The 25242-nt window shown below is 70.2% G+C and carries 21 protein-coding genes; 10 read left to right on the top strand and 11 right to left on the bottom strand.

What is annotated here, in order from left to right:
• Nucleotides 1–17 precede the first annotated feature (17 nt).
• Complete coding sequence (locus ACZ39I_RS10120; RefSeq protein ID WP_467243988.1) at nt 18–1238, bottom strand: sarcosine oxidase subunit beta family protein; 1221 nt, start codon at nt 1236–1238, stop codon at nt 18–20.
• Entirely contained in the window at nt 1235–2539 is a 1305-nt protein-coding gene (glyA, locus tag ACZ39I_RS10115) for a serine hydroxymethyltransferase (protein ID WP_467243987.1), read from the bottom strand. Before glyA ends, ACZ39I_RS10120 begins: the two co-directional genes overlap by 4 nt.
• Nucleotides 2540–2634: 95 nt before the next feature.
• On the opposite strand from glyA, the gene ACZ39I_RS10110 reads away from it, so the two are divergent.
• Nucleotides 2635–3294 (top strand): GntR family transcriptional regulator, encoded by a 660-nt coding sequence (locus ACZ39I_RS10110; RefSeq protein WP_467243985.1) that lies wholly within the window; start codon nt 2635–2637, stop codon nt 3292–3294.
• A gap of 65 nt (nt 3295–3359) precedes the next feature.
• On the opposite strand, the gene ACZ39I_RS10105 is transcribed toward ACZ39I_RS10110, so the two are convergent.
• The 3 genes from ACZ39I_RS10105 to ACZ39I_RS10095 form a co-directional block, all read right to left on the bottom strand.
• Nucleotides 3360–4844, bottom strand: a complete 1485-nt coding sequence (locus tag ACZ39I_RS10105) for a family 43 glycosylhydrolase (protein ID WP_467243983.1) — start codon at nt 4842–4844, stop codon at nt 3360–3362.
• Nucleotides 4841–8131: a discoidin domain-containing protein gene (locus ACZ39I_RS10100; RefSeq protein ID WP_467243982.1), complete on the bottom strand. Its 3291-nt coding sequence runs from the start codon at nt 8129–8131 to the stop codon at nt 4841–4843. Before ACZ39I_RS10100 ends, ACZ39I_RS10105 begins: the two co-directional genes overlap by 4 nt.
• A gap of 108 nt (nt 8132–8239) precedes the next feature.
• Complete coding sequence (locus ACZ39I_RS10095) at nt 8240–9268, bottom strand: LacI family DNA-binding transcriptional regulator (protein WP_467243980.1); 1029 nt, start codon at nt 9266–9268, stop codon at nt 8240–8242.
• Nucleotides 9269–9441: 173 nt separating this feature from the next.
• Here ACZ39I_RS10095 and ACZ39I_RS10090 point away from each other — a divergent pair, with 173 nt between their 5' ends.
• From ACZ39I_RS10090 to ACZ39I_RS10070, 5 genes are all read left to right on the top strand, one after another.
• Nucleotides 9442–10755, top strand: coding sequence for an ABC transporter substrate-binding protein (locus ACZ39I_RS10090; RefSeq protein ID WP_467243979.1), 1314 nt, complete (start codon nt 9442–9444; stop codon nt 10753–10755).
• A gap of 32 nt (nt 10756–10787) precedes the next feature.
• The gene (locus ACZ39I_RS10085; RefSeq protein WP_467243977.1) at nt 10788–11732 is read left to right on the top strand and encodes a carbohydrate ABC transporter permease; all 945 of its coding nucleotides are present in this window, start codon (nt 10788–10790) and stop codon (nt 11730–11732) included.
• A 14-nt stretch (nt 11733–11746) separates the two neighbouring features.
• A complete protein-coding gene (locus tag ACZ39I_RS10080; RefSeq protein WP_266392658.1) occupies nt 11747–12568 on the top strand; it encodes a carbohydrate ABC transporter permease in 822 nt (273 codons plus the stop codon).
• Nucleotides 12569–12575: 7 nt separating this feature from the next.
• On the top strand, nt 12576–14441 hold the full coding sequence (locus ACZ39I_RS10075; RefSeq protein WP_467243975.1) for a glycoside hydrolase family 127 protein: 1866 nt from the start codon (nt 12576–12578) through the stop codon (nt 14439–14441).
• A gap of 111 nt (nt 14442–14552) precedes the next feature.
• Complete coding sequence (locus ACZ39I_RS10070) at nt 14553–16661, top strand: glycoside hydrolase family 127 protein (RefSeq protein WP_467243974.1); 2109 nt, start codon at nt 14553–14555, stop codon at nt 16659–16661.
• Here ACZ39I_RS10070 and ACZ39I_RS10065 read toward each other — a convergent pair.
• Nucleotides 16651–17646 (bottom strand): glycoside hydrolase family 43 protein, encoded by a 996-nt coding sequence (locus ACZ39I_RS10065; RefSeq protein ID WP_467244368.1) that lies wholly within the window; start codon nt 17644–17646, stop codon nt 16651–16653. The two genes, ACZ39I_RS10070 and ACZ39I_RS10065, sit on opposite strands and share 11 nt — an antisense overlap.
• 178 nt (nt 17647–17824) lie before the next feature.
• A complete protein-coding gene (locus tag ACZ39I_RS10060) occupies nt 17825–18484 on the bottom strand; it encodes a TetR/AcrR family transcriptional regulator (protein WP_467243972.1) in 660 nt (219 codons plus the stop codon).
• A 93-nt stretch (nt 18485–18577) separates the two neighbouring features.
• Here ACZ39I_RS10060 and ACZ39I_RS10055 point away from each other — a divergent pair, with 93 nt between their 5' ends.
• From ACZ39I_RS10055 to ACZ39I_RS10045, 3 genes are all read left to right on the top strand, one after another.
• Nucleotides 18578–19273 carry a class II aldolase/adducin family protein gene (locus tag ACZ39I_RS10055; RefSeq protein ID WP_467243971.1) on the top strand — a complete coding sequence of 232 codons (696 nt, stop codon included), beginning with the start codon at nt 18578–18580 and terminating at the stop codon, nt 19271–19273.
• Nucleotides 19270–20199, top strand: a complete 930-nt coding sequence (locus ACZ39I_RS10050; RefSeq protein ID WP_467243970.1) for a carbohydrate kinase family protein — start codon at nt 19270–19272, stop codon at nt 20197–20199. The genes ACZ39I_RS10055 and ACZ39I_RS10050 overlap by 4 nt, the downstream gene beginning before the upstream one ends.
• Nucleotides 20200–20307: 108 nt before the next feature.
• Complete coding sequence (locus ACZ39I_RS10045) at nt 20308–20637, top strand: DUF2218 domain-containing protein (RefSeq protein WP_403663184.1); 330 nt, start codon at nt 20308–20310, stop codon at nt 20635–20637.
• A 9-nt stretch (nt 20638–20646) separates the two neighbouring features.
• On the opposite strand, the gene ACZ39I_RS10040 is transcribed toward ACZ39I_RS10045, so the two are convergent.
• From ACZ39I_RS10040 to ACZ39I_RS10025, 4 genes are read right to left on the bottom strand one after another with little or no spacing between them, the layout of a single operon-like run.
• Complete coding sequence (locus tag ACZ39I_RS10040) at nt 20647–21183, bottom strand: NUDIX hydrolase family protein (RefSeq protein WP_352380614.1); 537 nt, start codon at nt 21181–21183, stop codon at nt 20647–20649.
• Between the two features lie 33 nt (nt 21184–21216).
• Nucleotides 21217–22371, bottom strand: a complete 1155-nt coding sequence (locus ACZ39I_RS10035; protein ID WP_467243969.1) for an amidohydrolase family protein — start codon at nt 22369–22371, stop codon at nt 21217–21219.
• A gap of 2 nt (nt 22372–22373) precedes the next feature.
• Nucleotides 22374–23777 carry a type I glutamate--ammonia ligase gene (locus tag ACZ39I_RS10030; protein ID WP_467243968.1) on the bottom strand — a complete coding sequence of 468 codons (1404 nt, stop codon included), beginning with the start codon at nt 23775–23777 and terminating at the stop codon, nt 22374–22376.
• A 38-nt stretch (nt 23778–23815) separates the two neighbouring features.
• Entirely contained in the window at nt 23816–24628 is an 813-nt protein-coding gene (locus ACZ39I_RS10025; RefSeq protein ID WP_467243967.1) for an SAM-dependent methyltransferase, read from the bottom strand.
• A 170-nt stretch (nt 24629–24798) separates the two neighbouring features.
• Between ACZ39I_RS10025 and ACZ39I_RS10020 the strand changes: the two genes are divergently transcribed.
• On the top strand, nt 24799–25242 hold the full coding sequence (locus tag ACZ39I_RS10020; RefSeq protein WP_467243966.1) for a potassium channel family protein: 444 nt from the start codon (nt 24799–24801) through the stop codon (nt 25240–25242).

Here is a 25242-nt window from a genome sequence, read left to right as displayed (position 1 = left end):
GTGTCCTCCTCAATGCCTCAGTGGGCCACGGCTGCTGCGCCGTGTTCGTCGATCAGCGCGCCGGTCGTGAAGCGGTCGAGGGCGAACGGGGCGTTCAACGGATGCGGTTCGCCCGTGGCGATGGTGTGCGCGAAGGTCCAGCCGGCCGCCGGAGTGGCCTTGAAACCGCCGGTGCCCCAGCCGCAGTTGACGTAGAGGTTCTCCAGCGGAGTGCGGCCGATGATCGGTGAGGCGTCCGGGGTGACGTCGACGATGCCGCCCCAGGTCCGCAGCACATGCGCCCTCGCGAAGACCGGGAACAGCTCGACGGCGGCCGCCATCTGCTGCTCGATCACATGGAACGAGCCGCGCTGGCCGTACCCGTTGTACGAGTCGACGCCCGCGCCCATCACCAGCTCGCCCTTGTGGGCCTGGGAGACGTAGACGTGCACATGGTTCGACATGACGACGGTCGGATGCACCGGCTCGTGGAGTTCGGAGACCAGGGCCTGGAGCGGGTGGGACTGCACCGGCAGCCGTATGCCCGCCCGCTCGGCCAGCACGCTGCTGTGTCCGGCGGCCGCGAGACCGACCCGGCCGGCGTGGATACGGCCGCGGTTGGTGTCCACGCCCACCACCCGGTCGCCGTCCTTGAGGAAGCCGGTGACCTCGCAGCCCTGGATCAGGTCCACGCCCAGCTCGTCGGCGCGGCGGGCCAGCGCCCAGGCGACGTGGTCGTGCTTGGCGATGCCGGCCCGGGGCTGGAAGGTGGCGCCGAGCACCGGATACCGGGTGCGGGACGAGACGTTGAGGATGGGGCAGACCTTGGCGACCTCCTCGGGCTCCAGCCATTCGGCGTCGACCCCGTTGAGGCGGTTGGCACCCACGCGGCGCATGCCCTCGCGGACGTCCTGCAAGGTGTGCGCGAGGTTGAGGACACCGCGCTGGCTGAACAGGAAGTCGTAGTCCAGCTCCTCCGGGAGCCGCTCCCACAGTTTCAGCGCGTGCTCGTAGATCGCCGCGCTCTCGTCCCACAGGTAGTTGGAGCGGATGATCGTGGTGTTGCGGGCCATGTTGCCGCCCGCGAGCCAGCCCTTCTCCAGGACGGCCACATTGGTGATGCCGTGGTGCTTGGCGAGGTAGTAGGCGGTGGCGAGGCCGTGGCCGCCCGCACCGACGATCACGACGTCGTACGACGAGCGCGGCTCGGGGTTGCGCCAGAGGAAGTCCGGGTGTTCCGGCAGCGGTTCGGCGGTCATGCCGGGCCTCCGTCGAGGTGGGGATAGAGCGGGAAGGCGGCGGCGAGCTTCTCGACCCGGGTGCGCAGTTCGTCCTCGGGCCGTTCGCCCTTCAGGGTCTCGGCGATGATGTCGGCGACCTCGCGGAACTCCGTCTCGCCGAAGCCACGGGTGGCCAGGGCGGGCGTACCGATCCGCAGGCCGGACGACACCATCGGCGGGCGCGGGTCGAACGGGACCGCGTTGCGGTTGACGGTGATGCCGACGCGGTGCAGCAGGTCCTCGGCCTGCTTCCCGTCGAGCTCGGACTTTCTCAAGTCGACCAGTACCAGATGGACTTCGGTGCCGCCGGTCAGGACGGTGATCCCGGCCTCGGCCACGTCGTCGGCCAGCAGCCGTCCGGCGAGGATCTTCGCTCCCCGCAGCGTGCGCCGCTGGCGCTCCTTGAACTCCTCGCCCGCCGCCACCTTGAAGGCCACCGCCTTCGCCGCGATCACATGCTCCAGCGGGCCGCCCTGCTGGCCCGGGAAGACCGCCGAGTTGATCTTCTTGGCGAGGCCGGCGCGGCTGAGGATGACACCGCCGCGCGGCCCGCCGAGGGTCTTGTGGGTGGTGGTCGTGACGACATCGGCGTACGGCACCGGGCTCGGGTGCAGGCCCGCGGCGACCAGACCGGCGAAGTGCGCCATGTCCACCAGTAGATAGGCGCCCACCGCGTCGGCGATCCGGCGGAACTCGGCGAAGTCCAGCTGCCGTGGGTAGGCCGACCAGCCCGCGACGATCATCTTCGGCCGGTGTGCGAGGGCGAGCTGTTCGACCTCGTTCATGTCGACGCGCAGGTCGGACTCGCGCACGTGGTACGGCACGACGTCGTACAGCTTGCCCGAGAAGTTGAGGCGCATGCCGTGGGTCAGGTGCCCGCCGTGCGCCAGGTCGAGGCCGAGGATCGTGTCACCGGGATCGAGCAGGGCGGACATCGCGGCCGCGTTGGCCTGGGCGCCCGAGTGCGGCTGGACGTTCGCGGCCTCGGCACCGAAGAGCTCCTTCACCCGGGTGATGGCCAACTGCTCGATGACGTCCACGTGTTCGCAGCCGCCGTAGTAGCGGCGGCCCGGGTAGCCCTCGGCGTACTTGTTGGTCAGGACCGAGCCCTGGGCCTCCATCACGGCGGCCGGGGCGAAGTTCTCGGAGGCGATCATCTCGAGGGTGGACTGCTGGCGGTGCAGCTCGGCGGCCACCGCGTCGGCGACGTCCGGGTCGATTTCGCTGAGGGGGAGGGAGAGCGGCGAGGTGGCCTTGGTGAGCGACGTACTCGTTGCCATCTGTGCACCATCCTGAGAGCCAGCTAATGAGCAACTGATATATCAGCCTGTGCGGTAAGGTATGGGAGCTCGCCGCACAGGTCAAGGGGGCATCCATGCAGCAGGTCGCGACCGAGATCGAGGAGCTGTCGCTCGCCGAGCGCGCGTACCGCGCCATCCGGGACCGGCTGGTCATGCTGGAGATCCGGCCCGGAGCGCCGATCAACGAGGAGCAGCTGGGGCAGTCCCTCGGCGTCGGACGCACACCGGTGCGTGAGGCCCTCAAGCGGCTCCAGTACGAGCGGCTGATCACCACCTACCCCCGGCGCGGCACCTTCGCCACCGAGGTCAACATCACCGACCTCGCCCACATCTCCGAGGTGCGCCAGGAACTGGAACCCCTGGCCGCGGCGCAGGCCGCCCGCCGCGCCACGGCCACCGACCGGGCGAACCTGACGGCGCTACGGCGGGAACTCGACACCGCCGGGGCTCCCGGGCGGGACTCCGCCGAGCTCATGCACCTGGACCTCCAGGTCCACCGCGCGATCTACACGGCCACGCACAACCCCTACCTGGAGGACACCCTCGTCCGCCACGACAACCTCGCCACCCGCATTTGGTGCCTGTTCGTGGACCGGCTCGCCGACATGGCCGGCCATGTCGAGGAGCACGGACCGCTGATCGAGGCGATCGTCGCCGGGGACCCCGACACGGCCGCGCGGCTCGCCCGCAGCCACGTCGTGGGCTTCGAGCAGGCGATCCGTGAGGCGATCTGAGACCGGCGGGTCTTGCCAGGGGGCTCTGCGGGGTTGATCAGACGTTCTACGCCAAGGGGAACCGACTACTCACCTGACGGCGCGGGCAGGGTGACCCCGAGCGCCACCGGGGTGCCGAAGTTCGGCGTGCCGTCGGCGTTCCAGGTGAACTTCTGCGCCCTGGTGGTGCGGTTCATGTCGCAGCCGCCGCTCGCGGAACTGTTGGCGTGGTAGACGATCCAGTCCTCGGTCCCGTCGGGCGACTTGAAGAAACCGTTGTGGCCGGGGCCGTACACGCCGTTGGCGTTGGACCGCTGGAAGACCGGGTTCGGCGACTTGACCCACGAGGACGAGCTGAGCGGATCACCGCCGTTGTAGGTGAGCATCCCCAGCTTGTAGTCGGGCGTGGAGCAGTGGCTGGCCGAGTAGACGATGAACGTCTTCCCGCCCCGCTGGAGCACCTCGGCGCCTTCGTTGACCGCGCCGCCCACCGTCTCCCAGCTGTAGGTGGGCGTGGACAGCACGCGCCGGGTGCCGCTCGCGGTCCAGGGGTTGGACAGCGGACGGATGAACATGGGCTGTGAGCCGTTGTAGAAGGTGCCCAACAGATAGAGCTTGCCGTCGAGTTGGAGGATGCCCGGGTCCAGTTCCCAGGTGTTGTCCTGGGTGGGGTCGAGCAGGTCGGCCTTGAAGCTGTAGGGGCCCATGGGGTCCAGTCCCGCGCTCTCCAGCACATGGATGCGCTGGGTGCCGAGGTCGTACGGCTCGCGCCCGGCCGTGTAGTAGAAGTACCAGCGCTTCCCGTTGGGGCCGTCGAGCAGGTGGAACTCCGGAGCCCACATCGTGCCCGCCCCGTTGGGCCGGGTCAGGTTGAAGATCACCTGGTCGGAGGCGGTGGCGAGGCCCGCGAGGGTGCTCGCCCTGCGCATGGTGACCGTCGAGTTCCAGGTCGTGGTGGCGAGGTAGTAGGAACCGTCGTAGTACGTCAGCCAGGGGTCGGGCCCGTGCTGGGACAGCGGGTTGGTGAAGGTGCCCGGGCCGGTGCCGCCGCCGGTGAAGGCGGGCAGTCGCCACACCCGGCCGTTGCTTGTGGCGCACGGCAGTTGGACCAGGCTGGTGTTGGATGCCGACGAACCACCGCTCGGCGCGACGCACTTGCCGGAACTCACGGACACCAGGTTGAAGGTCTTGTCGGTACCCGCGACCGTCACCGGGACGAGCCGCCACTGCTGGTTCGTCGCGCCGTGGCAGGGCCACTGGATGATCGCCGCGTTGTCCGCCGTGGAGGCGCCGCTGACGTCGACGCACTGACCGGAGCGGGTGGTGATCGTGTACGTGTCGCTCGTACCGGAGACGGGCGTGTAGACGAGGTTCTGGTCGGCGCCCGAAGAGCAGGTGAAGGCCCGGAGTTGAGCCCCTGTGGTCGTCGAACCCCCGGGCAGATCCAGGCAGTTGCCGCCGCTCTGGTTCACCGCCGTCGAGGTGAAGGTGGCGGCGGCGGACGCGGGCGGTGCGACGAGCAGGGCCGTTGCCAGAACCAGCAGGGCCAGGAGGATTCTGGATCTGGTCACGGGCCGTACACCTTCGCTTCGAGGAGGCCGACGGAGTTCGTGCCGTTGCTCGTGAGCAGCACCCGCAGCCGGGTGGTGCTGGTGGCGGAGAAAGTGACGCTGTTGTACTGGTTCCTGGCCAGCGGATAGCCGCTCGCCCCGGGCACGTCGACGTACGCGCTGCCGTTCCAGTACTGGAGTTTCCAGGAGGCGGGCATGTCGATGCCCTGGTCGTCGTCGAAGAAGTAGACGTCGGCTTTGTTCAGGGTCTTCGCCGACGGCCAGGTCAGTTCGGCCCACTGCTGACCCGTCTCCGGCCAGGTGCCCCAGCGCGGGTTGACGGTGTCGTTGGACGAGGGCGGATCGATGCCGTCGTTGACCGCGGCGACGCTCTCCCAGGAAGAGGTGTACGACGCCGATGCCGTCGCCGAGGGCGCCTGGTTGGCCGGTGGCTGGGCCCCGCCCCGGTTGAACACCTTGACCTCGGTCAGGCCCGTCCTGGCGCCGGAGGCGTGGGTGGCCAGCACCCTGATGCGTTGGGCGCTGACCGCCGGGAACCTCACCAGGTTGTAGTTGGCGCGCGGTGCCGCCGGACTCTTCGTCTGGCTCGGGGCGTCCACCCATGAACTGCCGTTGTGGTACTGGACGGTGTACGCCGACGGTGCTCGGTAGGTCGTACTCGCCGGGCGGCTGTCCTTGAAGTACAGGCGCACCTCGTTGAGCGTGCGGGCCGTGCCGAAGTTCAGCTCGTACCAGTCTTGGGCGGCCGATCCGCCGGCACCCCAGAACGGTTCGTTGGTGGGGTAGCCGTCGACCGCTCCGCCCACCGCGCTGCCGGAACCGGTGGAGGAGGCGGACACGGTCGCCCCGGCGGCCAGGTTGGTCAGGTCGGCGGTGAGGTCGACGCCGGCCTTGGCGAGCATGTCGACCATGCGCGGGCTGTCCTGCACGACCTGGTTCGGCGCCTTGAGCCCGGAGACGGCCGTGTGGTGGGTGACCGTGCCGCTCGTGGTGACGTCACCGGTGGCCGGATCCCAGGTGAACGGCACCAGCGAGCCGACCGTGGCGACCCGGTTGCCGTTCACGTAGATCGAGTAGCCCTCCGGTATGCCCGGGTACCGGACCACACCGTCGGCCGGGTCGTCCCAGACGATCGACAGGTCGGCGCCCCGGTACCGGAGGCTGTTGACCGTGAAGTGGTCCCAGCCGATGTCGATGGGGGAGAGCTCCACCTTGGCGTCGTTGCGCGGCCGCAGCCCCGCCACGTCCTCGATCACGGTCCAGTTGCTGCTGCCGAGGATGTTGTGGTGGATCCAGGAACGGTAGGTGATCGCGCTGCCGTTCCAGTCCGCCCAGAACTCGTTGGCGTCCGGCCACCGGGTGTCGCCGCCGACGTACTGGGCCCAGGCGTTCCAGTAGAGGAGTTTCTTGTAGTCGGCCGCCTTCATCCAGGAGTTGGGATAGTTGCGCAGCACCGAGGAGTAGAGCCGGAACTGGACGGTGGAGTTGATCGTCGAGAAGTTGTTGGAGCCGGGCTCACCGGCGTCGGCGGCCGCCTTCTTGTCGACCTGGTTGGCCGTGTAGAACGGGAAGACCGGGTACTGGGCGGGGTCGTCATAGAGGCGCAACGCCTGCTTGTACGTGGCCGTGTCGGGGACCGCTCCGACCGAGAACGGGTAGTAGTTGTTGATCTCCTTCCAGGGCACCCACTCGTTGGTCGACTTCAACCGGTGCTCGAACAGCTGCCTGTTGGGGTTCCAGAGCACGTTGACGATGGCGTCCTTGATCTGGTTCGCCAGCGTGCGCATCTCCGTCGCCTTGGCCGTGTTGCCGGTCGCCTCGTAGGCCTGCGCGGCGGCGAGAGCCCCGCTGTACTGGTAGGCGGACTCGGCGCGGTCCATGTTCCCGGGCTTCCAGTGGAAGGAGACCGCGTCGGCGTCGTTGCCGGTCAGGGCGCCCCAGTCGTACTCGATCAGCTTGTTGTTGTCGTGGTCGTAGTGGGCGAGCTGTCCCTTCACGTCGCCCTCGGCGTAGTGGGCGAGCTGTCCCGCGATCGCCGGCTGGCCGCCGTGGATCTGGTAGCTCTTCCAGGCCGCCTCGGCGATGTACTGGGTGTAGCTGTTCGACCAGTTCTCCGGATCGCCCGGGTTGTCGAGGAACCGGCCGCCCTTCGACACCTGGCCGACACTGAGCCAGTCGCCGTACGAATAGGCCGGGTTGCGCAGGTACTTGAGGTCGTCGATGTGCATCGGCTGGGTCAGCGCGATCGCGTTGTTGTAGCCGAGGACGCCCTCGGTGGAGGTCGGGAACTGGAAGGTCTGCCCGGGGATGTCGGCGTCGAGGTTGTTGAAGCGCATCAGCCACCAGCGGTAGTAGATGTTCTTCTTGATCGCCGGCTCGGGTACGTCGATGTAGGGCACGTTCTGCGCCCACCACAGGTTGTAGGCCCGGACGTGGGTCGCGAAGGCGGTCGCGTTGGAGTAGCCCGCGTAGGCCTGGTACTCGCTGAGCGACTCGGGGATCTCGTCTGTGACGAAGCCCATGACCACCTTGGCGGTCACCGTCGCACCGGCCGCGATCGTCACCGACCGGTTGAGGCCGCCGCCGGACACGGCGAAACCGTCACCGGTGAGCCGGGGGCGGATGGTGGTGAGGTTGTTGTAGGCGTTGACCTGGCCGGTCAGCTCGCTGCCGGTGCCCGTGGTGGCGTACGGCGAGGTCGCCCGCAGTTGCAGGGTGGTCGAGCTGCTGCCGCTGTTCTTGATCGACAGATTCGTCACGGCGACGTTGTTGTCGGTGATGAACTTGGTCTGCTCGACCGAGACCGAGCCGCTGGTGTGGACGCTCTTCCAGTGGCTGGGCGTCTGACGGCGCTGGGAGACCTGTTCGGTGAAGGTTCCCGGCGTGACGGCGACCGTGTAGGCGCTGTTGTCGTTGATGCTCTCCCAGTAGGCGACCTTGCCGGCGAACCCGAGCCGGGCGGGGTCGTGCTCCTTCATGAAGAGGGCCCGTCCGCGGCTCATCAGCCAGGGTCCGGCCGGGTCGTCGCCGGTGCGGGCCAGCAGCCGGTCCATCCAGAAGTCGGTGCCCGAGCTCTCCGCGTCGTAGATGGCCCGCATCATGTCGCCGGTGGTCTGAGCGACGGGCGGAGCGGGGATCGCGGGCCCGGTGAACGTGGGGAACCCGATGGTCTGCGCGGCGCGGGCGGGGGCCGCGAGGGAGACGGAGCACAGGAGGAGCGCCAGGATCACCAGGAGGCGCTGGGGGACGGTCCCGGTTCGCCTTCGCGGCGCAGTTCGTCTTCGCATCGGATGCTCCCCTTTGCTGAAACGACCTAAAAGGTTTTCGCAACGTAGGAGCGAGCTGATGGAGTGTCAAGAGAGGTCGCCGATGACCGAGTTCGGCAACCGCATGGTTCAGGACAGCTGAGCCGTGGACCCCCGGATCACCACCCGGCACGGCAGCGTCTCCACCCCCGAGCGGGGAATGCCGTCGATCGCACCGAACAGTGCCTGGGCGGCGGCCCGTCCGACCTGCTCCAGGTTCATGTCGACGCTCGTCAGCGGCGGCCGGGAGGCCGAGGTCAGGACCTGCCAGTTGTCGAAGCCCATGACCGCCACGTCCTCCGGTACCCGGTGCCCGCGCTCCCGCAGGACCTCGATGACCCCGCGCGCGATCTGGTCGCTGCCGCACAGCACCGCGTCCACGTCGGCGTGCCCCTCCAACAGCATCGCGGTGGCCGCCCGCCCCCACCCCTCCGACCACTCCGCGAACCGTGGTTCCCCGACAAAGGCCAGCCCCGCGCCCGCGAGCGCCTCCCGGGCGCCGTCCGCACGGTCCCGCGCGGCGAGATAGCCCGGGTCGCCGGTGATGTGCGCGATCCGGGTGCGCCCGCAGGCCAGCAGGTGCTCGACCGCGATCCGGCCCGCGTCCACGTTGTCGGGCACGATCGACAGATCCGTCGGGTCGTCGGAGGGGGCGTACGCGTACACGACGGGAACGGGCAGGTCACGGCCCAGGGAGGGGCGTGGATCGGTCCGGCTGCCCACCACGATCAGCCCGTCGACCCGGCGCCCGAGCAGCGCGCGCACATGATGCTGCTCGCGGATCGCGTCACCGCGCGCGTCGCACAGGAACACCGCGACCTCGCCCGCGCCGAACGCGTCCTCGGCGCCCATGAGGATCGGGATGCTGAACCTGCCCTCCAGGTCGCTGGTGAGCAGTCCGACCGTGCCGGTCCGCCCGGCGAGCAGTCCCCGGGCCAGCTGGTTGGGCCGGAACGACAGCCGCTCCGCCGCCTCGATCACCCGCTGCCGGGTCTCGGCGCGCACCTGGCTGCGGCCGTTGAGGGCCTTGGACGCCGTGGCCACCGAGACCCCGGCGAGCCGGGCGACGTCGGTGAGGGTGGCGGTGTGCGAACGAGCGGGGCCGGGGGCGGGTGTCATACGGGGTCTCCTGTCTCGCGTCGCGCACTCCCAACCGTAACCGAGAATTTTCGGTCCCCCACCTGAACTCGTTCTTCTGCACAGGGGATTGACGGGCAGTGAGCTCGGTTCTAGCTTGACGAAAGCCTTTTCGGTTCTTTTCTTCCGAGTGCTCGTCACGTAGGGGGATCGTCATGGGGAGCCCGTTCGGATCGTGTGGACCCGTCCGCCGACTCGTCACCGCCGCAGTCGCCCTGGCCGCCACCGTCGGCCTGGCCACGGCCTGCGGATCGGGGGACGACGACTCCGGCGGCGGGGGAGGGGGCACAGCGGACGCGAAGGGGGCCGACGACGGCGCCACGCTGACGATGTGGACCCGCGCGGCGACCCGCCCGCAGAGCGAGGCCCTGGTCAAGGCGTACAACGCCCACCACAAGAACAAGGTCGAACTGACCGTCGTCCCCACCGACGACTACCAGGCCAAGGTCGGCGCGGCCGCCGGTTCCAAGGACCTCCCCGACCTGTTCGCCTCCGACGTGGTGTTCGTCCCCAACTACACCTCCAGCGGGCTCTTCGCCGACCTAACCGACCGCATCGACGCCCTGCCCTTCGCGGACGACCTCGCCCAGTCGCACATCAAGGCGGGCACGTACGACGGCAAGAAGTACGTCGTCCCGCACACCCTCGACCTCTCGGTGCTCTTCTACAACAAGGACCTCTACCGCCGGGCGAAGCTCGACCCCGGCAAGCCGCCCACCACGCTGGCCGAGTGGGACCAACAGGCGCGCGCGGTGGACAAGTTGGGCGGTGGCGTCAGCGGCACCTTCTTCGGCGGCAACTGCGGCGGCTGCGGCGTCTTCACCTGGTGGCCGTCGATCTGGGCGGCCGGCGAGGACGTACTGAACAAGGACGGCACCGAGGCCCTCCTGGCCTCCGACACCGCCGAGAAGGTCTACGACACCTATCGCGGCTGGGTCCAGGACGACATCGTGGCCCCCGGCGCCCGCGACGAGACCGGTGTGACCTGGACCGGAGTCTTCCCGAAGGGCAAGGTCGGCGTGATGCCCATGCCGTCGACGACCCTGGGCCTGATGCCCAAGGACCTCGACCTCGGTGTGGCCGCCATCCCCGGTCCCGACGGCGGCAAGTCCACCTTCGTCGGCGGGGACGCCGTCGGCATCTCCGCCACCAGCGACAAGACCGACCAGGCCTGGAACTTCCTCGCCTGGTCCCTGGGCGACGAAGCACAGGTCGACGTGGTCGCCGCGCACAAGGACGTGGTGGCCCGCACCGACCTCGCGTCCAACAAGTACTCCAAGGCCGACCCGCGCCTGGTCACCATCAACCAGCTGGTGGCGGACGGCCGTACCCCCTACGCCCTGAAGTTCGGCCAGACCTTCAACGACCCCAACGGGCCCTGGCTGACCCTGATGCGTGACGCCGTCTTCGGTGACGCGGCGAAGGTCGCCAAGGACAACGAGGCCGTCACCGCCTCACTGGGCGACTGACCGTGACCCAGGGCTTAGGGCTGAGGAGGGACATGCAGGTGCAGACGCCGGACCGGGAGGCGGTCGAACCCCCGGTCCGGACGGAACGCCGGCACCGCCGCCTGCGGCACTCCCGCACCCTCCAAGGCCTCGGATACGCCACCCCGACAGCCGTGTTCGTCGCCGTCCTCTTCGTCCTGCCCCTCCTCCTCGTCGGCCAGATGTCGCTCCACGACTGGCCGTTGCTCGCCGGAGACCAGGGCGGCAACACTCCCGAGAACTACACCGACGTCACCGACAGCACCCTGTTCTGGCCCGCGGTCCGCTTCACGCTCCTCTACACGGGGATCGTCACGGTCGTCCTCCTCGGCCTCGCGCTCCTCCTCGCGCTGCTGGTGCAGGAGTCCCGCCCCGGCACCGGCTTCTTCCGCACGGTCTACTTCCTGCCGGGCGCCCTCGGCCTCGCCTCCGCATCCCTCCTCTTCTGGGGCATGTACAGCCCCACCACCGGCCCGCTCAGCCGCCCGCTGGAGAAACTCGGCCTGGTCGACGGCCCGGTGTCCTTTCTCGGCACACCGAACTCCGCCCTGCTGTCGACGGTGTTCCTCGTCGTCTGGAAGTTCGCCGGCTTCTACATGCTGATCCTGCTCGTCGGCCTCCAGCGCATCCCGCACGAGCTGTACGAGGCGGCGCGCATGGACGGCGCGAGCCGCGGCCAGGTCTTCCGCTCCATCACCCTGCCGCTGCTGCGGCCCTCCCTCGCCCTGTCCCTGCTGCTGTGCGTGACCGGATCGCTGCTCGCCTTCGACCAGTTCTTCGTCCTGACCAAGGGTGGCCCGGACAACAGCACGGTGACATTGGTGCAGTTGATTTACCGGGAGGCGTTCCAGCGGCTCGACCTCGGTACCGCGGCGGCCCTCTCGATCATCGTGCTGGCCGCGCTCCTGCTCCTCAACGCCGTGCAGTTCCGTGGTCTGCGGCAGGCCGACGAATCATGAAGGGGGACCGCGCCGTGCGCACCCGCGCCCTCGGACAGACGCCGTACTACGTCGTCGCCTCCGGCCTCGCCGTCATCTTCCTCTTCCCGCTGCTCTGGAACACCTGGGCCTCCGTCAGCGCCCAGCCCGGAACCGCCCAGGAGTCCGGCTACGGCCTCGGCAACTACCGCACCCTCCTCGACTACGACGCCGGACTGTGGCGCTACCTCCTCAACTCGACCGTCGTCTCGGCCCTCACGGTCGCGCTCACCGTCGGTGTGTCGCTCCTCGGCGGCTACGCCTTCGCGCGGTTCAGCTTCCCCGGCAAGAACCTGCTGTTCCTGCTGACCCTGGCCATCCTCATGGTCCCGTACGCCACCCTCCTGATCCCCCTCTACGTCCTCCTCGGCCGGCTGCACCTCCAGAACTCCCTGCTCGGGCTGAGCCTGGTGCTGGCCATGTTCCAACTCCCGTTCGCCACCTTCATGATGAGGATCTCCTTCGAGGCGGTCCCCCGCGAACTGGAGGAGTCGGCCCTCGTCGACGGCTGCGGCACCGCGGGCGCCCTGCGCCGGGTGCTGCTCCCGGCGGTGCGGCCGGGACTGATCACAGTGGGCCTCTTCGCCTTCCTCGCGGCCTGGAACGACTTCATCGCCCCGCTGATCCTCATCTCCGACAGCGAGAAGGCGCCCCTGCCGCTGGCCGTCGCGAATCTGCGCCAACAGAGCATGGGCGCCGTCGACTACGGCGCCACCGAAGCGGGTGTGGTGGTGCTCGCCGTGCCCTGTCTCCTCGTTTTCCTGCTTCTGCAACGGCACTACGTGCGCGGGTTCATGTCGGGCGCCCTGAAGGGATGACGCGTTGTTGAAGGCGAACAGGGACCTTGTCGTACCGGTCGCACCGAGTCGCGGTCGGCTCCGGCCGCTCGGACTCGACGAGGTCCGGATCACCGGCGGCTTCTGGGCCCGGCGCAGGGAAATCAACGCCGGCGCCACCCTCGACCACTGCCGCGACTGGATGGAACGCGTCGGCTGGACCGGCAACTTCAGCACACCCGTGGAACAGCGGCGGGGACGGGAGTTCGCCGACTCCGACGTCTACAAGCTGCTCGAAGCGATGGCCTGGGCAGGCACCGGCTCCGACACGATCACCGAGACGATCGCCTCCGCCCAGGAACCCGACGGCTATCTCAACACCGCCTTCGGCCGCCCCGGCCAGCAGCCTCGCTACAGCGACCTCGAATGGGGCCACGAGCTGTACTGCTACGGCCACTTGATCCAGGCGGGCGTGGCGCAGATCCGCACCCTTGGCGAGGGCGAGCTGGCGAAGATCGCCCAGCGGGCCGCCGACCACGTGTGCGCCACCTTCGGCCCCGGCGGCATCGAAGCCGTATGCGGACACCCCGAGATCGAGACCGCCCTGGTCGAACTGGCCCGAGCGACCGGCGAACAGCGCTACCTCGACCAGGCGGCACTCTTCATCGACCGCCGGGGCCGCGCCACGCTCGCCGACGGCGAGTTCGGCCGCGCCTACTACCAGGACGACCTGCCCGTCCGGCAGGCCACCGTCCTGCGCGGCCACGCCGTCCGCGCCCTCTACCTCGCGGCCGGTGCCGTGGACGTCGCAGTGGAGACGGGGGACGAGGCCCTCCTCACGGCCGTTGTACGGCAGTGGGAGACCACGGTCGCCCGACGCACCTACCTGACCGGCGGCATGGGCTCCCACCACCGCGACGAGTCCTTCGGCGACGACTTCGTCCTCCCACCCGACCGCGCCTACTCGGAGACCTGCGCCGCGGTCGCCTCCGTGATGCTCAGCTGGCGGCTCCTCCTCGCCACCGGCGAACCGCGCTTTGCCGACCTCGCCGAACGGACCCTGTTCAACGTCGTGGCGACCTCGCCCTCCGAGGACGGCCGCTCCTTCTTCTACGCCAACACCCTGCACCGCCGCCGACGCGGCACCGACCCGGTGGCGGATGCTGTGAGCCCACGTGCCGAATCGGGTCTGCGCGCCCCCTGGTTCGCGGTGTCCTGCTGCCCGACCAACGTGGCCCGCACCCTGGCCCAGCTGCCCGCGTATCTGGCTTCCGTCGACGACCACGGCATCCAGCTCCACCAGTACGCGGACGCCGAGATCTCCGTCGACCACATCGCCCTGCGCGTCCGCACCGGCTACCCGTCCGACGGAACCGTGACCGTACGGATCGACCGGTCCCCGGACCACCCGTGGACGCTGTCCCTGCGCGTCCCGGCGTGGACGGAGGGAGCCACGGCCCGGCTGGTCGACGTGGACGGAACCCGCCGCACCGTCGCCCCGGGCACGGCGACGGTCACCCGAGTCTTTCGCCCCGGCGACGAGATCCGGCTCGAACTGCCCGTCGCCCCGCGCTGGATCGTGCCGGACCCCCGCATCGACGCGGTACGTGGCACGGTCGCCGTCCAGCGCGGCCCCCTGGTGTACTGCGCCGAGTCGGTGGACCTGCCGGACGGACGCGAGGTCGACGCCGTACGGGTGGACACCGCCGCCGAGCCGGTGGACGGGCCGGACGACACGGTCGTGGCGCCGGGTGAACTCGCCGAGCCGCACGACGAGGAGTGGCCGTACCGGCCGCCGGACCAGGCCGAGGTGCCCGCCGCCGAGCGGCAGGGGATCGTGCTGGTGCCGTACCACTCCTGGGCGAACCGCGGCCCGTCGACGATGCGGGTGTGGCTGCCGACGACCCGGCACTGACGATGTCCGGCTCAGACGAAGGCCGGCACAGAGACCGGGACCAGCACAGAAACAGAGAGCAGTACAGAAACGGGGCCCAGCACAGACGCGACCGACGATCGGAGACCCGGTATGTCCCAACCCCCCACCCGCAGACGTGTGTTGGCTCTGGCCGCCGCCACAGCGGCCGCCGTGCCCCTCGCGCAGCTCGCCACCCCGTCCTACGCCGCCGCGGCGCCCGACTGGCCCGTGCGGCCCTTCCCCCTCGACCAAGTCAGCCTCGGCGAGAGCGTGTTCCGCCGCAAGCGCGACCTCATGCTCGACTACGCCCGCTCCTACCCCGCCGACCGCATCCTGGCCGTCTTCCGCGCCAACGCGGGCCTCGACACCAGGGGTGCGCGGCCGCCCGGCGGCTGGGAGACCTCCGACGGCAACCTGCGCGGCCACTACGGCGGCCACTTCCTGTCCCTCGTCGCCCAGGCGTACGCCGGTACCCGGGAGACCGCCCTCAAGGCCAAGCTCGACTATCTCGTCACCGCGCTGGACGAGTGCCGGCAGGCCTTCGCGGAGCACGGCTCACCGAAACCGAGCCATCCCGGCTACCTGGCGGCGTACCCGGAGACGCAGTTCGTCCTGCTGGAGAGCTACACGACGTATCCCACGATCTGGGCGCCGTACTACACCTGTCACAAGATCATGCGAGGCCTGCTCGACGCGCACACCCTGGGCGGCAACCAGCAGGCGCTGCGGATCGCCTCGGGGATGGGCGACTGGGTGCACAGCCGCCTGAGCCGGTTGCCCAAGGCCCAGTTGGAGCGCATGTGGTCGATCTACATCGCCGGTGAGTACGGCGGCATGAACGAGGTGCTGGCCGACCTGTACGCCCTCACCGGACGCCCCGAACACCTCGCCGCCGCCCGGTGCTTCGACAACACCGCACTCCTGGACGCCTGTTCCGAGAACCGGGACATCCTCGACGGCCGGCACGCCAACCAGCACATTCCCCAGTTCACCGGCTACATCCGGCTGTTCGACCACACCGCAGAGCAGCGGTACGCCGCGGCGGCCCGGAATTTCTGGGGCATGGTCGCGGGCCCCCGCACCTACAGCCTGGGCGGCACGGGACAGGGCGAGATGTTCCGGGCCAGGGGCGCCATCGCGGCCACCCTGGGTGACAACAACGCCGAGACGTGCGCGACCTACAACATGCTCAAGCTGAGCCGACAGCTCTTCTTCCGCGACCCGGACCCCAAGTACACGGACTACTACGAGCGGGGCCTGACCAACCACATCCTCGCCTCCCGCCGTGACGCTCCCAGCACGAGCAGCCCGGAGGTCACCTACTTCGTCGGGATGGGCCCGGGGATGGTGCGCGAGTACGACAACACCGGAACCTGCTGCGGCGGCACCGGCATGGAGAACCACACCAAGTACCAGGACTCGATCTACTTCCGCTCCGCCGACGGCACCGCCCTGTACGTCAACCTCCACATAGCCTCGACGCTGCGCTGGCCGGAACGCGGGCTCGTCGTCGAGCAGAGCAGTGCCTTTCCGTACGAGGGCGTGCGTACCCTGACCTTCCGCGAGGGCGGCGGCAGACTGGACCTGAGACTCCGCATCCCGTCCTGGGCCACCGCAGGCGTCACCGTCACGGTCAACGGCGTACGGCAGCGGGTCCCGGCCGTGCCGGGCAGCTACCTCAGCCTGAACAGGGACTGGCGGACCGGCGACCGGGTCGGCCTCTCCACCCCCTACCGCCTGCGCGTCGAGCGGGCCTCGGACGATCCGACGGTCCAGTCGCTCTTCCACGGCCCGGTCCTGCTGGTCGCCCAGAGCCCGGCCACGACCTTCCGGGAGTTCTCCTTCTACAAGGACCTCACGCTTCGCGGCGCCCTCGCCGACGCGGTCCGCCCCGAGGGCCGTCCGCTGCACTTCACCACGCACGGCCTCACCCTCGCCCCCTTCCACCTCGCGGACGACACCCGCTACCACGCCTATTTCAAGCGCGTCGAACCGCTCATCCTCTTCGGCCGGGCCGACTCGGGCGTCCCGAACCGTGCCCGCGGTGACGGCCTGACCTTCCTCGACGTGCTCTGGGCCGAGGCGCCCTTCGCGTCCTCGGGAGTGTTCGTGCAAGCGGTACGCGCCCTGACCGACACCTGGACCTCGGAAGGGCTGATGAGCACCGCCGAAAGGGACCGGGTGATCACCGCCGCGCAGAACGCGGGCCTCAGGCGCTGACGTCGTCGCCGTCGAGGTCGGTGCACTGCCGCAGCACCCGCAGCTCGTCACCCTCGACCCGCATCTCGTACAGCTTGCCGCGGGCGTTCTCGAAGGGACGGTGGAGGATCATCATCAGCCGGCCGTCGAAGGTCCGGAACAGCATGCCGTGCCCGCTGTCCTCCCGGACCAGCGGCCGGCGCTGCTCCCAAGGGCCGCGCAGCTCACCGGACTTGGAGACGGCGTAGGTCTGCACGTACCCGCCGCTGATGGTGCCGTCCGCACCGGCCGTGTCCTTCTCGTACGTCGACCACAGCATGAGAAGGGCACCGTCCGGGGTGCGGTGGAGCTGCGGGCCGTCGGTGACGTAGGGCGCGAGCTGGTGCGGTACACCCGCGGGGATCTGCTCACCGAGCCAGAACGCGTCCGAACCCTTGAACAGGAAGACGGGGTCACCGACCGTCCCGGTCAGATCCGGGGCCAACCGGACGGCTTCCATCGTCCCGTCGACGGTCTGCAGCCACTCGTGCGCGTACACCATCCAGGGCTGCCCGGCCGGATCGACGTACAGCGTGCCGTCGAGAGTCATCAGGTGCGCGGGCGGGGTGGGCCCGCACGGATCGACGACGGTGAAGGGCCCGAGCAGCGAGTCGGACACGGCGGTCACCGTGCCGCGCGCGTGGTTCGGCAGCGGGAACGGCGTACCCCAGCGCCCGGCGGGCGGCACCGGCAGCATCCGGCCCTCGTCGTGCAGGGTGGTGAACAGGTAGTACCTGCCGCCCCACGCGTGCACCTCCGGGGCCCAGGCTCCGTCCCGCGCCCAGATCCCCTCCTGCTCGTCCGTCCGGAACACCACGTCGGGCCGCGTCCAGTCCCGCAGGTCCTGACTGCGGTAGACCATCGTCCCGACGCCCTCCACCCCGGACACGGACGGCTCGTTGGACGTGTAGAGCCAGTACGTCCGCGTCTCCTCGTCGGCGACGACGAAGGGGTCGTGCAACGGCATGTCGGGCAGGCGCAGGGGCTCGGTGTCGGTCACGGGTGCACGATACGTGGAGGCCGTGATCAGCCGGCCGCGAGGCCTCGTGCGCCGGTGCCACCCGGTCCGGCCGCGCCGGAGTTCATGAGGGCGGCTCACCTCCTGCGCAACGCCCGCGCGGGCGCCCGCCTTTGTCCCGACGACGTCAGGACGGTCCGTACCGCGCCGCGATGTCCGTGAGATATCCGCGCAGCAGGATCTTCGACTCCTTCAGCAGCGCCGTGTCCCCCTTCGTGTCCCGGCGGAAGGCCTCCTGGGCGAGGGCGTCGGCGGTGAGGATCGCGGCGTGGCAGACGCGGGCGAGGGTCTCGTCGTCCTCGGCGAGACGCAGCGCGAGCAGGATGCGGCGGATCCCGTCGGCCATCCGGAGCTTGTGCTCACGGTCCGCGGCCCGGGTCCGCTCGGTCAGTCCGCTGCCGAACCACAGGGCGCGGAAGCCGTGTTCGCTGCGGTAGATCTCGGCGTACGCGTCGACGAGGACACCGACCGGGTCCTCCCAGCGCTCGGCGGCCGCGGCCTCCACGAGCGCGTCCATCGCCGCTTCCAGCTTCGCGAAGTAACCGGCCGCGAGCGCCTCGATGATCGCCCCGCGGTCGGGCAGGTACTGGTACAGCGAGCCGACCGACACCCGCGCCTCGGAAGCGATCCGGGTCGTGGTGAGCGACTCGACGCCCTCCTCGACCAGGATGCGCTCCGCGGCTTCGAGCACCCTGGCCAACCGGGCCCGGCTGCGGGCCTGTTGGGGAGTGCGGCGCAGGGAGGCGATCCATGCGGCCGGGTCGGCGTCCGGGGCGGACTCAGCCACGGCACGACCTCCGCTCACCCACGTGACCACCTCACGGGACAACCTCCGAACGTGAACGTGACTTTGTTTCAGGTTTAGGTTAGCGTCGCGCGCATGACCGACTCAAGCCCGGTGCTGAGCGAGGAGCGGGCCGCCGTGGCGGACGCCTGCCGCCGTCTGGGGGCCGAGGGACTGCTCATCGGTACGGCGGGGAACGTCAGCGTCCGTGTCGAGGACCGCGTGGCGATCACCGCGACCGGCGCGGTCCTGGCCGAGCTCACCCCGGACCAGGTCACCGTCGTCGACCTCGACGGCGAGATCGTCGCCGGAGGTCTGCTGCCGACCTCGGAGCTCGACCTCCACCTGGGCGTCTACCGCCGCTACGGCACCGCCGCCGTCGTGCACACCCACGCCCCGATGGCCACCGCGCTCTCCCTCGTCCTCGACGAACTTCCGTGTATCCACTACCAGTTGCTGGCCCTAGGCGGCACCGTCCGGGTGGCGCCGTACGCCACCTTCGGCACCCCCGACCTCGCCGAGTCCGTCCTCACCGCGCTGGAGGGCCGGGGCGCCGCCCTGATGGCCAACCACGGAGCCGTCACCCACGCCCCGACCCTCGACAAAGCGGTCGAGCACGGACTGCTCCTGGAGTGGGCCTGCGGTGTCTACCAGCGCGCGGCCGCCCTGGGGCAGCCCCGTGTCCTCGACGAACAGCAGCAGATCGCGGTGATCGAGGCCGCCCTCGCCCGCAACTACGGCACCACGCAATCCGCAGATTCCGCACCATCCGCGCAGGAGGGGAACCGATGAACGTCGTCACCATGGGCGTGCACGTGCTGGACGTCCTGGTCCGGCCGGTCGAGGAGATACCCGAGGGCCAGGGCGCGACCCTGGTCGAGGACATCCGCATGACCGCCGCCGGCACGGCCGCGGGCACCGCCCTCACCCTCGCCAAGCTGGGCGCCTCGGTGCGCACCGCCGGGGCGATCGGCACCGACCCGACGGGCGACCTGCTCACCCAGCTCCTCGACAAGGCCGGGATCGACACCGGGTTGCTCGTCCGCCGCATCGACACCTCCACCTCCGCGACGGTGCTGCCCATCCGGCCCAACGGTGACCGCCCCACCCTCCACCTGCTCGGCGCCAACATCACCTACGGCCTGGACGACGTGCCCTGGGACGCGGTCGCCGAGGCGAGCCACCTGCACCTGGGCGGCCCCGAGCTGATCGGCGCCGACGTCGCCGCCCGCATCCTGGCGCACGCCAAGGAGCACGGCGTGGTCACCTCGGTGGACCTCCTCGCCCCGGGCGCGCTCGGCACCTTCGACCAGATCGAACCGCTGCTCCCGTACGTCGACTTCCTGCTCCCCAACGAGGACCAGGTCCTCGGCTTCAGCGAGGAACAGGACGTCGTCACCGGCGCGAAGAAGTTCCTGGCCGGCGGGGTGGGCCTGGTCGCGGTCACCCGCGGTGGCGACGGTGCCCTCCTGGTCACCGCCGAGGCCACGGAGACCGTCCCCGCCTTCGAGGTCGAGGTCGTCGACACCACCGGCTGCGGCGACGCCTTCTCAGCGGGCTTCCTGCGCGGGATGAGCCTGGGCCGCACGCCACGCGAGGCGGCCGTCCTGGGCAGTGCCGCGGCGGCACTGGTGGCGCAGGGCCTGGGCAGCGACCACGGCGACTTCGACCTGGCGGAGGCCGACGAGTTCTCCATGACGAACGCGACCCGCGCATAGTCCGCACTTCCGCTTCACGGGGCGCGAGGGGTGCGGAATGGGCGTGGGGCGGCCGGTGTTGCGGCAGCATCGAGTCCGTACCGCGCCCTCGCACTCCTGGGAGTTCCCATGCCCCGCTCCGAAGCCCGCGTCGCCACCGACCGGCCGCACCGCTACGCCAAGCAGCTCGCCTCACACCTCGGGCGTCGCAGCCGGACCACCTGGGACGAGGAGAGCGGTGAGGGCACCCTGCTCTTCCAGAACGGAGGCAAGGGCTCCCTCACCGCCACCGAGGACGCCCTGCTGCTCACACTGGAGACGGAGTCCGAGCACCTCGATCTCCTGGAGAACGTCGTCGGCAGCCACCTCGTCCGCTTCGGCAGCAAGGACGAACTGGTCGTCGAGTGGACGCGGGACGGCGGCGAGCCCGGCACGACGCAGCGCAAGGAGACCGACTGACCGGCCGCCTCAGATCGCGCAGCCCACGTGGGCCAGCGCCTGCTTGAGCAGCACCCCGTGACCGCCGGGCATCTCGCTCGCCACCGCCGGTGACAGGGCTTCCTGCGGGCTGAACCACACCAGGTCCAGCGCGTCCTGCCGGGGCCGGCAGTCGCCGGTCACCGGGACGACGTAGGCGAGGGACACGGCGTGCTGACGCGGGTCGTGAAACGGCGTGACCCCCTGCGTGGGGAAGTACTCGGCCACCGTGAACGGCTGGAGTGAGGACGGGATCCGGGGCAGTGCCACGGGGCCCAGGTCCTTCTCCAGGTGACGCAGCAGGGCGTCCCGGACCCGCTCGTGATGGAGAACGCGGCCGGAGACGAGAGTCCGGCTGACCGTTCCGTCGGGTCCGATGCGCAGCAGCAGGCCGACGCTGGTGACTTCGCCGCTGTCGTCGACGCGCACGGGTACGGCCTCGACGTACAGGATGGGCATCCGGGCGCGCGCGTGCTCGAGATCGTCGGCGCTCAGCCAGCCGGGCGTGGTATCGGTCAAGTCAGACATTGCTAGATCATACTTTCCGGGGACAGCGGGCGCTCAGTCGCGCTCGCCTGGTGGGACGGGAACCGGGGCGGGAAGCCCGTAGAGACGGCGGGCGTTGTCGCCGCTCGTCCAGGCCGCGACGCGCAACGCGTCCGGCAGACTCAGCTCGTCGGCGTCCACCCGCTCCTGGAGCAGACCGGCGAGGCCCTGCCGGAAGGACAGTGCGCCGAGCAGATGGAATTCGGCCACTCCGTACGCATCGGAGCTGTACAGCAGCTTGCGGAACGGCGTGATCTCCAGCGCCTCCGCCAGGATCGCCCGGGACCGCGCCGGGCCGACGTAGTGCAGGGTCAGACCCACGTCCAGGTACACCTGCTCGAACACGGCGGCCAGATAGGCGGCCTGCCGCTGGTACGGCCAGCAGTGCAGCAGCAGGACCGGGATGGTGCCCGCGGTCAGGTGCAGCCAGTCCGTGAGGTGGGTCGGGTCCACCCGGTGCATCCGGATGTCGCTGTCGCCGAACCCGGTGTGCAGCTGGAGCGGCAGCCCCAGGTCCACGGCGGTCCACAGCAGATGCCGTACCAGAACCGGATCGGCCAGTCGGCCACCTCGAGCGAGCCAGTCGGCGGCGGCACGGGTGACCTCCGCGTCCGAGGGGCGCGCCGGATCCAGGTCGAAGCCGGTGCGGTAGGCGGCGACCGACTTCACGGCCACCACACCCGGCCGCCCCACGGCCTCCAGAGCGGCCGCCCGGAACAGGTCGGCGTACGCGCCCGGCTCCACGCCCCGCGCCGCCACCGCCTCGGCGACACTCTCCAGCCGTACGACCTCGTAGGCCGTGCCGCCCGCGATCCGGGCCAGCTCCCCGGGCGAGGTGATGCGGTCCGGCGCGTACCCGGTGTCGACGCAGAACACCTCCGTGCCCGCGGCGGTCAGGAAGCGGCGGTTGACCTCGTACGGGCCGAGTTCGGCACGGCGGGCCAGGTAGGCGTCCGGCGGCGCGTGGCGGGGAAGGTCCAGCAGGGGTGCGCAGTGGCGGCGGACCGCCACACCGACCGGGCTGTCGAACGGGGAGATCCCGGCCCAGACCGTGCCCTCGGTGAGCAGCGACTCGAAGCCCGTCCGGTCGAGTCCGTCGGTGACGACCCCGTGGCAGTGGTGGTCCACCAGCCGGGCGGCGGCGAGGGCCTCGTGGACAGCTCCGCTCATGCTCAGTACTTCCAGCGGTACGCCGCCGCGATCTGCTCGTCGTCCAGCTCGGCCACGGAATCGCTCTCCCCGAAGCGCACGGCGACCACGGCGTCGGCGAGAACCGGGCCCAGCGCGGCCCGCAGCTGTTCGTCGGCGCGGAAGGCCCGGACCGCCTGGGAGAGGGAGGTCGGCAGCCGGCGTACGCCCATGGCGGCGGCCCGCTCGGCGGGGAGCAGGGCCGGATCCCCGGTGATCTCCCTGGGCAGCGGCAGGGCCGAGGTCAGCCCGTCGAGTCCGGCGGCGATCAGACCGGTGAACGCGAGATACGGGTTCGCGGCCAGGTCGACCGGCTTCAGCTCCAGGTTCGCGGCCCGATGGGTCTGGCCCGCCGTGCCGGTCACGATCCGGACCGCCGCCTCCCGGGCCTCACGGCCCCAGGCGGTGAACACCCCGGCCCACTGGGACGGTTTGAGGCGCAGATAGCTGGCCGGGCTCGGCGCGGTCAGGGCCGCGAGTGCGTGCAGGTGGGCGAGGACACCCGCGACGAACGACTCGGCCTCGGGCGTCATGCCGTACCGGCCCTTGCCGCTCGAGTGCAGGTTCTCGCCGTCGCGCCAGGCGGAGAGGTGGAGATGGCCGCCGTTGCCGACGCCTTCCGCGAAGACCGCGGGGGCGAAGGAGACGACGAGCCCGTGCCGCTGGGCCACCGCCCGGATCGTCTGCCGTACCAGGACGCTGACGTCGGCCGCCGCCACCGGGTCCAGCGCGCCCGTGGAGATCTCGAACTGCCCGGCCGCGTACTCGGGGTGGAGCTGCTCCACCTCGATGCCCTGCTCGGCGCAGGCCGCCAGCAGGTCGGCCGCGTAGTCGCCGAGCTCCACCTGCCGGGTGGCGCCGTACGCCGGTCCCGACACGGCGGGCACGAAGTCACCGTCCGCCGCCGGGCCCCGGCCCACCGCCCACTCGATCTCGATGCCTGCCTTGAAGGTGATCCCGTGCCGCTCGGCCGCCTCGGTGACGATCCGCCTGAGGACCGTGCGGGAGCAGCCCGGATGGCGCTCGCCCTCCTGTGTGATCCGGTCGACCGGCGCCCATGCCCAGCCGGGCTGCCCGACCAGTGCCACGAGCCGGTCGAGATCGGGGTACAGGCGCAGATCGCCGTCGGGGGAGCCCAGGGTGTCCGTGGTGACGATTGAGTCGTTCGCCAGGAAGGTGTCGAACACCGGCGACATGCCCACGCCCCAGGCCGCGGCGGAAGGCAGCTTCGCCGTCGGGATCGTCTTCACCCGGCAGATGCCCGCGGTGTCGACATAGGCCAGGACCACGCCGTGCACACCCTTCGCAGACAGCTCCTCGCTCAGTGCGGTGGCCCGGTCCACGTCCCCGGGACGGCCTCCGGGGACGGGGTCGGCAAGGGTGGTCATACGTCCTCCACGACGGGCTCGGCCGATCGGATCCCGCGTCAGGGTTTCACGGCCACTGCGCCGAACTGCGGTACCACGGCCGGGGAGTCGGACTCGGCACGCCACTGCGAGCAGGAGACCAGGCCCGGTTCGAGGAGGTCGAGTCCCTCGAAGAAGGTGGCGATGTCCTCGCCGCTGCGGGCCGTGATCGGCGGAGTGGCGTTCTCGTTCCAGAACTTCATGGCCGGGATCTGGCCCTCGCCGCCGAGGTCGGCGTCGAACGTGGGGTGCGTCAGGGCCAGATGGCTGCCGGCGGGCATCGCGGCCATGATCTCGCGCGCGATCCTGCGCGCCTCGTCGGTGTCGAGGACGAAGTTGAGGATGCCGAGCATCATCACCGCGACCGGCTTGCTGAAGTCCAGGGTCCCCGCGGCCCGTTCGAGGATGGCGGCCGGGTCGTGGACGTCGGCGTCGATGTAGTCGGTGACGCCGTCGTGGGTGCTGGTCAGCAGGGTGCGGGCGTGGACGAGGACGATCGGGTCGTTGTCGACGTAGACGATCCGTGAGTCGGGCGCGATGCGCTGGGCGATCTCGTGGGTGTTGTCCACCGTCGGCAGCCCGGTGCCGACGTCGAGGAACTGCCGGATGCCCTGCTCCTCGGCGAGGAAGCGCACCGAGCGGCCCAGGAACCAGCGGTCCGCGCGGGCGATCTCCCGGATGATGGGGAACATCCCGGCGACGTGGTCGCCGACCCGCTGGTCGACCTCGTAGTTGTCCTTGCCGCCGATCCAGTAGTTCCACACGCGCGCGTTGTGCGCCACACCTGTGTTCAGCCTCGCCGACGCACCCGACGAGGTGTGGCTCTCGCTCACGACTGTGCTCCTTCTCGCGCCTGCGGCCGTTGCCGCCATTGTGCCGTCCGATGATCAGCTTGTCCTGGAAACCGCGACTCGAACGCCCTGCCCGAGGTGCCGGGCGCCCTCCCGGCGGTGACACTGGCCCGGTACGCCCCGCCCCTGCCCGCGGACTGCCAGGAGTGAGCATGCTGCCCGGATTCCTCGTCAGGGCCGTCGGGTTGATGCTCGGCCGGGAGGGGCGCTCGCTCCATATGAAGGCGGCGGGCGGTGCGACCCTCGTGCTCCTCGCGGTGATGCTGACGGGTTCCTGGGCGGTGCTCGTCGCCGAGGAGCGGGCGCGCGGCGCCAACCTCACGTCCTACCCGAAAGCCCTGTGGTGGTCGGTCGAGACGGCCACGACCGTCGGATACGGCGACTTCTACCCCGTCACCTGGTGGGGCCGGGTCGTCGGCACGGTGGTCATGGTCGTCGGGATCACGACGTACGGCATGGTCACGGCGGCGCTCGCCACGTGGTTCGTGGGGCGGGAGCAGAAGCGCCTGCACTCTGTGGGCACCCGGACGCTGCATGCCCTGCACGAGCGGTTCGACCGGCTGGAAGAACTGCTGGAGGCGAAGAAGAACGGGTGA

The organism is Streptomyces sp. NPDC024687 (assembly GCF_055559055.1).
This window is presented reverse-complemented; position numbering and strand designations above follow the sequence as displayed.

Excerpts from the sequence above, each read along its gene's own strand:
- ACZ39I_RS10120 (WP_467243988.1), bottom strand. The coding sequence starts at position 1,238 with ATGACCGCCGAACCGCTGCCGGAACACCCGGACTTCCTCTGGCGCAAC.
- glyA (WP_467243987.1), bottom strand. The coding sequence starts at position 2,539 with ATGGCAACGAGTACGTCGCTCACCAAGGCCACCTCGCCGCTCTCCCTC.
- ACZ39I_RS10110 (WP_467243985.1), top strand. The coding sequence starts at position 2,635 with ATGCAGCAGGTCGCGACCGAGATCGAGGAGCTGTCGCTCGCCGAGCGC.
- ACZ39I_RS10100 (WP_467243982.1), bottom strand. The coding sequence starts at position 8,131 with ATGCGAAGACGAACTGCGCCGCGAAGGCGAACCGGGACCGTCCCCCAG.
- ACZ39I_RS10095 (WP_467243980.1), bottom strand. The coding sequence starts at position 9,268 with ATGACACCCGCCCCCGGCCCCGCTCGTTCGCACACCGCCACCCTCACC.
- ACZ39I_RS10090 (WP_467243979.1), top strand. The coding sequence starts at position 9,442 with ATGGGGAGCCCGTTCGGATCGTGTGGACCCGTCCGCCGACTCGTCACC.
- ACZ39I_RS10085 (WP_467243977.1), top strand. The coding sequence starts at position 10,788 with ATGCAGGTGCAGACGCCGGACCGGGAGGCGGTCGAACCCCCGGTCCGG.
- ACZ39I_RS10070 (WP_467243974.1), top strand. The coding sequence starts at position 14,553 with ATGTCCCAACCCCCCACCCGCAGACGTGTGTTGGCTCTGGCCGCCGCC.
- ACZ39I_RS10065 (WP_467244368.1), bottom strand. The coding sequence starts at position 17,646 with ATGCCGTTGCACGACCCCTTCGTCGTCGCCGACGAGGAGACGCGGACG.
- ACZ39I_RS10055 (WP_467243971.1), top strand. The coding sequence starts at position 18,578 with ATGACCGACTCAAGCCCGGTGCTGAGCGAGGAGCGGGCCGCCGTGGCG.
- ACZ39I_RS10050 (WP_467243970.1), top strand. The coding sequence starts at position 19,270 with ATGAACGTCGTCACCATGGGCGTGCACGTGCTGGACGTCCTGGTCCGG.
- ACZ39I_RS10045 (WP_403663184.1), top strand. The coding sequence starts at position 20,308 with ATGCCCCGCTCCGAAGCCCGCGTCGCCACCGACCGGCCGCACCGCTAC.
- ACZ39I_RS10040 (WP_352380614.1), bottom strand. The coding sequence starts at position 21,183 with ATGTCTGACTTGACCGATACCACGCCCGGCTGGCTGAGCGCCGACGAT.
- ACZ39I_RS10035 (WP_467243969.1), bottom strand. The coding sequence starts at position 22,371 with ATGAGCGGAGCTGTCCACGAGGCCCTCGCCGCCGCCCGGCTGGTGGAC.
- ACZ39I_RS10030 (WP_467243968.1), bottom strand. The coding sequence starts at position 23,777 with ATGACCACCCTTGCCGACCCCGTCCCCGGAGGCCGTCCCGGGGACGTG.
- ACZ39I_RS10020 (WP_467243966.1), top strand. The coding sequence starts at position 24,799 with ATGCTGCCCGGATTCCTCGTCAGGGCCGTCGGGTTGATGCTCGGCCGG.